General features: G+C 68.3%; 8 protein-coding genes. 4 read left to right on the top strand and 4 right to left on the bottom strand.

Annotated features, from left to right (window positions below):
* Positions 1 to 170: 170 nt before the first annotated feature.
* The 3 genes from AC3WL7_RS21085 to AC3WL7_RS21075 form a co-directional block, all read right to left on the bottom strand.
* Complete coding sequence (locus AC3WL7_RS21085; protein WP_492752979.1) at positions 171 to 1820, bottom strand: phosphoethanolamine transferase; 1650 nt, start codon at positions 1818 to 1820, stop codon at positions 171 to 173.
* Complete coding sequence (locus tag AC3WL7_RS21080; protein WP_108747863.1) at positions 1817 to 2584, bottom strand: phosphatase PAP2 family protein; 768 nt, start codon at positions 2582 to 2584, stop codon at positions 1817 to 1819. The genes AC3WL7_RS21085 and AC3WL7_RS21080 overlap by 4 nt, the downstream gene beginning before the upstream one ends.
* 111 nt (positions 2585 to 2695) lie before the next feature.
* Positions 2696 to 4399, bottom strand: a complete 1704-nt coding sequence (locus AC3WL7_RS21075; protein WP_492752977.1) for an ArnT family glycosyltransferase — start codon at positions 4397 to 4399, stop codon at positions 2696 to 2698.
* Between the two features lie 132 nt (positions 4400 to 4531).
* Here AC3WL7_RS21075 and AC3WL7_RS21070 point away from each other — a divergent pair, with 132 nt between their 5' ends.
* On the top strand, positions 4532 to 5242 hold the full coding sequence (locus AC3WL7_RS21070; protein ID WP_295518573.1) for a response regulator transcription factor: 711 nt from the start codon (positions 4532 to 4534) through the stop codon (positions 5240 to 5242).
* Entirely contained in the window at positions 5217 to 6512 is a 1296-nt protein-coding gene (locus AC3WL7_RS21065; RefSeq protein ID WP_492752974.1) for a sensor histidine kinase, read from the top strand. Before AC3WL7_RS21070 ends, AC3WL7_RS21065 begins: the two co-directional genes overlap by 26 nt.
* 73 nt (positions 6513 to 6585) lie before the next feature.
* On the opposite strand, the gene AC3WL7_RS21060 is transcribed toward AC3WL7_RS21065, so the two are convergent.
* Complete coding sequence (locus tag AC3WL7_RS21060; RefSeq protein ID WP_079222762.1) at positions 6586 to 6975, bottom strand: VOC family protein; 390 nt, start codon at positions 6973 to 6975, stop codon at positions 6586 to 6588.
* Positions 6976 to 7155: 180 nt separating this feature from the next.
* On the opposite strand from AC3WL7_RS21060, the gene AC3WL7_RS21055 reads away from it, so the two are divergent.
* Together AC3WL7_RS21055 and AC3WL7_RS21050 are read left to right on the top strand one after the other, a co-directional pair.
* The gene (locus AC3WL7_RS21055; RefSeq protein WP_283221902.1) at positions 7156 to 8406 is read left to right on the top strand and encodes a DUF819 family protein; all 1251 of its coding nucleotides are present in this window, start codon (positions 7156 to 7158) and stop codon (positions 8404 to 8406) included.
* A gap of 218 nt (positions 8407 to 8624) precedes the next feature.
* Positions 8625 to 9755: a DUF3103 family protein gene (locus AC3WL7_RS21050; protein WP_492752971.1), complete on the top strand. Its 1131-nt coding sequence runs from the start codon at positions 8625 to 8627 to the stop codon at positions 9753 to 9755.
* Positions 9756 to 9934: the final 179 nt, after the last annotated feature.

Raw genomic sequence — 9934 nt, 5'->3', positions numbered from 1 at the left:
GCCGCATGGATGCGGCGACCGAGCTTACATGGACGTACTTGCAGCGTCCCCCTCAACCGGACCCACCCCGCCAACCCTCAGCAAACCAGCTTTTGAAGTTGAGGTTGCCGGCCAGCGGCCGGCACTACCGCAGGTGCAGGGCTGCAAGCCCTGCCAGAACACCCCACCCCTCAGCTCTCGCAGCCGGCGAACAGGTCCCGGTCACGCTCGTACAGCGCCGTCTTCACCTGCATCAACCCCAGCACCGACGGGAACAGGTTGTCGTGGTCGGTGTACGCCGCCGAACGCTTGCGCACGCACTGCAGGTCGAGCCCGCGGCTGCTGGCAAAGCCCGGCGAGAACCACATCGTCATCGGCACGCGGGTCTGCTCTGCCGGGGCGATCGCGTAGGGTACGCCGTGCAGGAACAGGCCCTTCTCGCCCAGCGATTCACCATGGTCGGACAGGTAGATCATCGCCGTGTCGTAGTCCTGCAGGCCCTGCAGCGTGCCGATCGTCCTGCTCAGGAAGTGGTCGGTGTAGAGCACCGCGTTGTCGTAGCTGTTGGTGATTTCCTCGCGCGTGCAACGGCCGATGTCACGCGTGTCGCAGGTCGGCTTGAAGCGGGCGAAGGCGGCCGGGTAGCGCTCGAAGTAGGCCGGGCCATGATTGCCCAGCTGGTGCAGCACCACCACGCGGTCACCGGGCTTGGCGCGCACCTGTGCGGCCAGGTCCTGCAGCAGGATCTCGTCCATGCAGCGGCCATCGGCACACAGGCCCGGCGTGGTCGCGTCGGACAGTGACTGGAAGTCCAGGCCTTCGCACACGCCCTTGCAGCCGGACTGGTTGTCACGCCACAGCGGCGCGATGCCGGCGCGGTCCAGGACGTGCAGCAGCGACTGGTGGGCGCGGATCTTCTTTTCGTCGTAGTCATGGCGTCCCCACGGCGAGAACAGGCACGGGAGCGAAACTTCGGTGCTGGTGCCGCACGAATGCATGTCCGGGAAATTGATCACCGGTGCCTGCGCCAGTTCCGGGGTGGTGTTGCGCCCACCGTTGAGGCCCCAGTCCTGCGCACGCACGGTTTCGCCCATCACGATCACCAGCAGCCGCGGCTTGCTGGCCGGCGCGCGCGGGGTGGCCTTGGCATCGGTGCCGATCGGCAGTTTCGGCGCGCGCTGCACCGGGTTGTCGCCGCGCAGTGCGCGCGGCATGCCCAGCAGCACGTTGGCCGGTGTGGCCAGGTAGCGCACTTCGCGCTGGTTGCGCATCAGCGCCGAGACATCCTGGAACGAGATCAGCGCGCCACCCACGGCGGTGACCGCCGCCACCAGCAGGAAGCCGGCGCGCCACAGCAGGGCGCGGCCCCAGCTGCGGCGGCGCAGCTCCACCCGCCACAGCAGCGCCATGGGCAGTACCGCCAGCAGCAGCACCGGCCACACCAGCGACACCGTCATCAGCTCGCGGCTTTCCTTCGGGTCGGTGGCCAGCACGTTGCGCAGCATGTCCGCATCCAGGTAGATGTGGTACTGGCTCATGTAGTGCGCGGCGAAGGCGGTCACCAGCAGCAGCACGCTGGTCACCACCTTGGCATTCCAGCGCCACACCAGGATGCCCAGCAGCACGCCGTGCGCGCCCAGCAGCAACAGGAACAGCGACAGCGCGTAGCGCAGGCTGCCGGGATGGCTGGCCATGGCGCTGTGCCAGAACAGTCCATTGCCGGCGACGGCGAAGAACAGGCTGGTCAGCACGATCAGCGCTTCGGTGGACAGCTGCGGGCGCCAGCGGCGAAGGCTGGCCAGCGCGGGCAGGCGGAACGAACGTTGGACCGATGCATTCATGCACGTGCCTCCTGGCGGGTCGGACGTTCCTGCGTGCGCCGGGCCAGCAGCCGCTCCGTGATCAGGAACAGGCCCAGCGACAGCAGCCAACACAGCAACGCCGTGGCAACGTCATGCGAAAGGAAGTGGGCGCCGCGCAGCTGCTGGCTGATGCCGAACACCAGGCCGCTGCCGAGGCCGATCCACAGCCCGGCCCAGCGCCAGGCCGGGCGCCAGAGCAGGGCAAAGAAGTACAGGCACAGCCAGGCGTAACCGGCGCTGGCATGGCCGGCCGGGAAACAGGCGCGCGCGGCCATGCCCTCGGGGCGGCTGGCCAGCAGGCCGATGAAAGGCTCGTGGCCGCCATAGCGCAGCAGGTCCCACGGGCAATCCATCGGCACCAGCGCCTTCAGCAGCGAGATCAGGCCGGTACCCAGCGCCATGGCCGCCACCACATAGAGCAGCGCCCAGCGCAGGGTGCGGTCACGGCCGCGGCGCCAGTGGTGGAAGCACAGCAGGATCGCGACCAGCGCCGCAGCGGTGCTCAGCCACTTGCCACCCTTGTGCACGACCGAACGGGTCAGCCAGGCATCCTGCAGCGCCCAATGGCCACCTTCCAGCCGGAACAGGTGATCGGCCACCCACTGGTCACCGCCGAAGCCCATCAACAGGGTGAACAGCGGAAGGCCGATGGCCACGGGCAGCAGCAGATGCGTCAGCGCAAACCGCGACGCGAGCCACGAAGGCGTGAAGGCAAAGGCCGGGACAAGGGGACGAGCGGGCATGCGGGAAGGGGCCATGGCAGGAATCCGCGGCCATGCTCGTCACCTTCATGTCGGAGAAGGGTCGTACATCCGTTCGCGCCGGGTTAATGCGATCCCGGCGCGAGCCAGGGTTCAGTCTTCTTCTTCCGATGCACCGGCACGTTCGGCATGGCAGCGGGCGTCCCACGCGCTGCCCGGAAGCAGTTGCCAGCGGTTCCGGTTGGCGATGCCGATGTCGACCACCTGGGCCGGATCGACGCAGGGGCTCATGGCCTTGTCCAGCACCAGCACCCAGCGCTTCTCCGGGGCCTCGGCCAGCCACGGGCCGGCATCGTGCCACTGCTCTGCCCAGGGGCGCTTGAAGCCGAACTCGCGCACCGGCCGGTCGGCCTGCAGCAGGTTCTGTTCGCGCCAGGCCACCAGGGCCAGTTCGGCATCGGGTCCGATCCGCTTGCCAACCCGGTGCATCAGCGACGAGGCGGAGGCGTAGGGATCCAGCGTCGGCATCAGCACCAGCCCATAGAGCATCCACAGCATGCCGTGGGTGAGCAGGACCAGCACGGCCGCACGGCGCACGCGCAGCCACACCGCCAGCGTGGCCACGGCAATGGCGAAGACCAGCAGGCCGTTGCCCAGCACCGGCAGCAGCGAATCAGGCATTGCCCGCCGTGCCAGCTGTGCCTGCGCCCAGTGGCTGTCGGTCATCATCATCACGCCCAGGGTGCCGGTGGCGAGCATCAGCAGCAGGCTGTAGCCGAACAGGTAGCGGCGCACGCACAGGCGGCGCAGCAGGCCCGGCAACAGCGGGGCCACGGCCAGCGCCATCGCCGGCAGCATCGGCAGCACGTACACCTCGCGCTTGCCCGGGCTGGCGGTGAAGAACAGCAGCACCAGCAACGCCCAGCCCAGCAGCAGCCACTGCCGGCGGTCGGCACGGCGCAGGCGGCGCCACCACGGCCTGGCCAGCAGCGGCAGCAGCAGGCTGCCGGGCAGCCACAGCGTCAGGATCACCTGCAGGTAGTACCAGACCGGCTGGCGGTGATGCCAGGCGTTGGCGTAGCGCGTGCCGGTCTGCTTGAACAGCAGTTCGTGCGCGTAGGACTGCAGCGATGCACTGGGTTCGTGCAGCAGCGCCCAGCCCAGCGGCGCCAGCCACACCGCCACGCCCAGCAGGAATGCCGGCACCAGCCAGAGCAGGGTGGCCGGGTGCGGGCCCGCTACGGCCTGCCCGCGGCGGCGCTGGTACAGCCACCAGCCGAACCACGGCAGCACCATCAGCAGCGGCAGGAAGCCCACGCCCTTGGTGACCGTACCCAGGCCGGCGGCGAAGCCGGCCAGCCACAGCGCCGGCAGGTTGCGGCGCTCAGCCAGATGGCGCAGCAGGCCCCACAGGGCCACGGTGGTCATTCCCACCAGTACCATGTCGATCTGTGCGCGCTTGGCCATCAGCCCGAACTGCAGCGTGCAGAACAGCGCGGCCATCGCGTACAGCGAATGCCGTGGCGACCACAGCCGTCGCGCCAGGTCCGAGACCAGCCACAGGCTCAGCAGGGCGGCCAGCAGCGAGGGCAGCAGGAAGGACCACTGCCAGCTGCCGACCACCTGGTGGGCCACCGCCTGCAGCCACATGAACACCGGCGGCTTTTCCGCGTAAAGCTCGCTGCCACGGTGCGGCAGCAGCCATTCTCCGCTTTCCACCATGGTGCGCGCGGCCAGCACGAAGCGCGGCTCGTCCGGCGGCTGCGGCTGGCGCATGCCGATGCCGGCGCCCAGCGAGGCGATCATGAGCAGCCACAACAGGGGCAGGAACCAGCGGCGGGACAGGGCTACGGGCACGGCGGGCTCCGGGAGCAAAACGGCCATTGTGGAAGGGCGGGCGTGGGAAAGGCGTCGGAGGTGGGCGCAGGGCGACCGCATTCCGACATGGGCAGCGCTACCATGGTACGAACTTCCGTGGACATTCCGTGCATGCGCCTGTTGGTGATCGAGGACAACCGCCAATTGGTGGCCAACCTGTTCGACTACTTCGAGTCGCGCGGGCACGTGCTGGACGTGGCCCCCGATGGCATCACCGGCCTGCACCTGGCGGGCAGCCACCCTTATGACGCGGTCATCCTGGACTGGATGCTGCCGCGCATGGAAGGGCCGGAAGTGCTGCGCCGCCTGCGCGCGGACCAGGGTTCGGAAGTGCCGGTGATCATGCTGACCGCCCGCGACGAGCTGCCGGACAAGATTGCCGGGTTCCGCGCGGGCGCCGATGACTACCTGACCAAGCCCTTCGCCCTGCCCGAGCTGGAAGTGCGGCTGGAGGCCCTGCTGCTGCGCGCGCAGGGACGCAACCCGCGCAAGCGCCTGCAGGTGGCCGACCTGGTGCTGGACCTGGCCACCCTGGAGGCCCAGCGTGGCGGCCAGGCGCTGCACCTGTACCCGGCCTGCCGCAAGCTGCTGGAAGTGCTGATGCGCGCCAGCCCCGGCGCGGTCACCCGCCAGCAGCTGGAGTTCGCCCTGTGGGGCGACGAGCCGCCGGATGGCGACCTGCTGCGTTCGCACGTCTATGAACTGCGCCGCAGCGTGGACGGCCCCTTCAACGACAAGCTGATCCACACCCTGCCGCGCGTGGGCTACCGGTTGGCGACCAGCGGCAGTGCAGGCAATGGAAACGATGAAGAAGGCGCGTAAGCCGGGGCCGCTGTACCGGCGCGTGATCGGCTGGCTGCTGGGCTACCTGGCGCTGATCTCGCTGGCGGTGTTCAGCGTCGGCAACTACGTGCACGAGCACGCCGAGCATGCGGCCTGGCGCGCGCTGCTCAATTCCGAACTGGACAGCATCGTCGAGCACACCGAGCACGAGCCGCAGTACCACTGGCAGGATTCGGACACGCTCAGCCTCTACCGTTTCGACGAGACCAACATGCCGGCCACCCTGCGCGACTTGCATCCGGGCCTGCACGACGGGGTGATGGTCGGCGAGCGCGAGACCGCGGTGATGGTGCGCGACACCGCATCGATGGGGCGCGTGGCGCTGGCGCTGGACATCTCCGACTTCCACGACCTGGAGCAGTTCGCCACGCGCTGGGTGATGCTGGCCGGCATCATCATGGTCTTCGTCACCGTGCTGATGGCGTCCTTCGGCATGGAACGGGTGGTGCGCCCGCTCAGCCTGCTGGCCCATCACATCGGCGCGCTGCGGCCCGGCGAGCAGGGCCAGCGCATCGATGTCGACCCGCGCGGCAGTTCCGAACTGCACACGATTGCCGACGCGCTCAACGACTACCTTGACCGCAACGAGCAGTTCGTCGAGCGCGAGCGGGTGTTCATCAGTACGGCCAGCCACGAGCTGCGCACGCCCATCGCAGTGATGACCGGCGCGGCCGAACTGGCGCTGGAACAGCCGGGGCTGCCCGAGCGCGCACGCCAGCAGATGCAGCGCGTGCTGCGGACGGCGCAGGGCGTGGAGCAGCTGATCGAGCTGCTGCTGGTGCTGGCCCGTGATCCGGCCCGGCTGGCCGCGCGTGCCGAGCGCATCGCACTGGACCAGCTGCTGCCGGAGATCGTCGCCGACCATCGCCACCTGCTCGGGGACAAGGACCTGAGCATCGGCATCCAGGCCGCACCGGTGGACATCGTGGCGCCGCTGGCCGTGGTGCAGGCCGCGATCGGCAACCTGCTGCGAAACGCCATCGAGAACAGTGGCCGTGGCCACATCGAACTGCGCCTGAGCCCGCAGGCAGTGCTGACCCTGCAGGACCCGGGCCATGGCATGGCGCCGGAGGAAATCGCTGCCATCCACGCGCGCATGGCCCGTGGCGAGCGTGCCGACCGCGGCGGCATCGGCCTGGACCTGATCGCCCGCCTGTGCGAACACCTGGGCTGGACCCTGCACCTGCAACCGGTCGAGCCGCGCGGCACGCGGGTCACGCTCGACTTCGGCGCCTCGCGTCCGGGCTGACTGGTCGCGCCGGTAGATGCCAACCTTGGTTGGCATGTTTTCCGTCGACCAAGGTCGACGCCTACCAGAGCAATCACCGCGCTTTCGGGCGCTCCACGTGCTGGTCGATCAGGATCACATTGCCATCAGGATCGGCCAGCTGCAGGTAGCCGGTGCCCTGGCCATCGGGATCGGTGCGTGTCGTCAGCGCGATGCCCTGTGCATCCAGCGCATCCTGCAGTTCGCGCACGTCCTGGAACTGGCCCAGTTCCTGCCGGTACTGGTCCCAGCCCGGGTTGAAGGTCAGCAGGTTGCCTTCGAACATGCCCTGGAACAAGCCGATCACGATGCCATCGTTGCGCAGCACCAGCCAGTTGCGTGCCGCATCACCGCCACTCACCACGAAGCCCAGGGCTTCGTAGAACGCACGCGACGCCGCCAGATCCTTCACTGACAGGCTGACCGAGAAAGCACCCAGTTGCATGACAGGCTCCGATGGCGATGTGCCGTGGGGGATGGGGCGTCGGTGATGGGGCAATTCTGGGCACGTCGCCGTGCTGCGGCAAGCAGCGCAGCATGACCCGGCGTGAAGGCGATGTTAATCTCGGGCAACGCCGCATCCTGCGGCGTTTTTTTTCCGCTCTTTCGATCGACAGAGGATCCCATGCCGACCGAACCCGCTACTGCCCTGATCAGCAACGACATCGTTGGCCTCGGCCTGATTGCCGCCACCCTTGCCCTGATCTTCTGGGCCGCCAGCGGCCCGACCCCCCTGCTGAAGAAGATCTTCGCCTGGGTGCCGGCCCTGCTGCTGTGCTACTTCATTCCCGCCATCTACAACACTGCCGGTGTCATCGACGGCCACAACACTGCGCTGTACAACCCGGTGGCCCGCGACGTGCTGCTGCCGGCGGCGCTGGTCCTGCTGACGCTGTCGATCGACCTGAAGGGCATCGCCAAGCTTGGCCCCAAGCTGCTGGTCGTGTTCTGCGCCGGTACCGCCGGCATCATGCTGGGCGCCATCGTCTCCTTCCAGGTGATGAAGCTGATCCACCCGGAAACGGTGGCCGGCGACACCTGGGCAGGCATGGCCGCGCTGGCCGGCAGCTGGATCGGTGGCGGCGCCAACATGGTGGCCATGCGCGAGGTGTTTGGCACCGATGCCACCACCTTCGGCCAGTTCGCGGTGGTCGACGTGGCTTGTGCCAGCCTGTGGATGGCCATCCTGCTGTTCCTGGCCAACCGCGCGCAGCAGATCGATACGCGCAATGGTGCCGACACCCGCGCCATCGACGAGATGAAGGCGCGCATCAGTGCCTATGACGCGCAGAACGCACGCATTCCCAGCATGACCGACCTGATGATCATCGTCGGCGTGGCGCTCGGTGGTGTCGGCCTGGCCCATGCCATCGCCGCGCCGCTGGCGGGCTGGTTCAAGGCCAACATCAGCTGGGCCAGCCAGTTCAGCCTGGACAGCCAGTTCGTCTGGGTCATCCTGTTGTCCACGGCGATGGGCCTGGGCCTGAGCTTCACCCGCGCGCGCCGGCTGGAAGCGGCCGGTGCCTCGCGACTGGGTACCGTGTTCCTGTATTTCCTGATCGCCTGCATCGGCATGCAGATGAACCTGCTGTCGCTCCTGGACCGGCCGTGGCTGTTCCTGCTCGGCGCCATCTGGATGGCGACCCACGTGCTGGTGCTGTGGATCGTGGCCAAACTGCTGCGTGCGCCACTGTTCTTCTTCGCCATCGGGTCGCAGGGCAACATCGGTGCGGCGGCGTCGGCACCGGTGGTGGCGGCGGCATTCCATCCCTCGCTGGCGCCGGTGGGCGTGCTGCTGGGCACGGTGGGGTACGCCACCGGTACCGGCCTGGCCTACGTCACCGGGCTGATCCTGAAGTGGATGGCCAACGGCTGATCACGCGTTGCTGCAGCGCCGGGCCCATGCCCGGCGGCTGCTGGGCGTGACGCGTACGGCGCCTACCACTGCCGGAACTGTGCGGCCGATAACGTATTATCGGCGGCAGGGCACGTAGCGTGGCGGCATGCGTCGCGTGGGAAGCAGGGGGCTCGCGGCGCAGCCTCCGCTGGCGGCTGCCAGCCTTCCCGACAGGTGGGTTCATGACGAATCAATGGATGTTTCGTGCGTCGGCGCTGTTGGCGCTGATGCTGGGTAGTGCTTCGGTGCTGGCGCAGGCACCCCTGCAGGCGCGGCCTGCCGATGTGCAGGCGATCACCGATGCCAGTGCGCGCGACGTCGCCGCGCTCATCGCGCAACCGGGCTTTGCCGACGCCGCGCGGTCGGCCCTGCGTGCGGCACCGGAACGCGGCGTGGCCCTGCAGCAGGTGGTGGCGCGTTTCGATCCGCAGGCGCGGACGGTGGCCAGCAGCAGCGTGGCCCGGCAGGATGGCCAGCTGCGGCTGCGCAAGGGCCTGCCGGAGCAGGGGCCTGCGCTGCTGCAACTGCGCGCCTATGTGCCCGAAGGCGCATCGCTGGATGCCATCGCGCCGCGCCAGCTGTGGGTGGCCAGCCTGCCACGCGGCAATGATCGCGACTGGACCACGCTGACCGCCTATGACGCACAGGGCCGCGCGCACCTGCTGGATGCGAAGCAGGCGCCGGACTTCCCTGTGCTGATCGTCGACGTCGATACCCGCCGCTCGGTGGCCGAGGGCATGGCCCTGGTCAACGCCGGCCTGCGCGAACGCGGCCTGCAGTCCCCTGAGCGCATCAGCATCGCTGCCAATGGCGCCAGCGCGTCGTTGGACATCACCCGCTTGGATCGCATCCGCCTGGCCGATGACCAGGAGCCGTGGGCACTGGGTGCGGCAGAGGTGTTTGCTGTCGTTTCCGGCCTGCAGGTCGACAAGACCGAGCCGGAAATGGTCACCGTCGACATGCCGTACCTGGACTATGACAACACCGATTACACCCCGCAGCAGGCGCTGGTGATCTGGGGCAATTACCGCTTCAACGCTGCCAACGTGCAGCTGTTCGAGGATGACGGCGATACCAATTACCAGGAACTGCTGGTGGCGTTGACCAGCGGGGTGAAGACCGCGTTGGGCGTGTTCGCGCCGGAGTACGCGGTCATCGCCGACATCGCCGGTGCCATCCTCAATGCCATGCCGTCGTCCTGGTTCGCCAACGACATCGACTACCTGGACAGCTTCTACCTGCTGCAGCGCGGGCAGGCCTATACCGATCGCATGGGGGCCGCCAACAACGCCAAGGTCACGCTCACCCCCATCACCCTGGTGGAGTAGGCCGGCAGGGCTTGCAGCCCTGCACCTGCTGGTAGTGCCGGCCGCTGGCCGGCAACCTCAAAAGCAAAAGCCTGCTATCCGTGGGATGGCGGGGTGGGTCCGGTTGCGGGGGACGCCGTAAATCCGTCCATGGAGGCTCGGTCGCGCCATCCATGGCGCTCACGCCCCCGCAACCGGAC

Source organism: Stenotrophomonas sp. FW305-3-2-15-E-LB1, from assembly GCF_058787375.1.
Note: the sequence above shows the minus strand (reverse complement) of the source record. Positions and strands in the feature narration are given on the sequence as shown.

What these genes read in the sequence shown, in the direction of transcription:
- AC3WL7_RS21050 (WP_492752971.1), top strand. Translation starts at nt 8,625, where the DNA reads ATGTTTCGTGCGTCGGCGCTGTTGGCGCTGATGCTGGGTAGTGCTTCG.
- AC3WL7_RS21070 (WP_295518573.1), top strand. Translation starts at nt 4,532, where the DNA reads ATGCGCCTGTTGGTGATCGAGGACAACCGCCAATTGGTGGCCAACCTG.
- AC3WL7_RS21060 (WP_079222762.1), bottom strand. Translation starts at nt 6,975, where the DNA reads ATGCAACTGGGTGCTTTCTCGGTCAGCCTGTCAGTGAAGGATCTGGCG.
- AC3WL7_RS21080 (WP_108747863.1), bottom strand. Translation starts at nt 2,584, where the DNA reads ATGCCCGCTCGTCCCCTTGTCCCGGCCTTTGCCTTCACGCCTTCGTGG.
- AC3WL7_RS21065 (WP_492752974.1), top strand. Translation starts at nt 5,217, where the DNA reads ATGGAAACGATGAAGAAGGCGCGTAAGCCGGGGCCGCTGTACCGGCGC.
- AC3WL7_RS21055 (WP_283221902.1), top strand. Translation starts at nt 7,156, where the DNA reads ATGCCGACCGAACCCGCTACTGCCCTGATCAGCAACGACATCGTTGGC.
- AC3WL7_RS21085 (WP_492752979.1), bottom strand. Translation starts at nt 1,820, where the DNA reads ATGAATGCATCGGTCCAACGTTCGTTCCGCCTGCCCGCGCTGGCCAGC.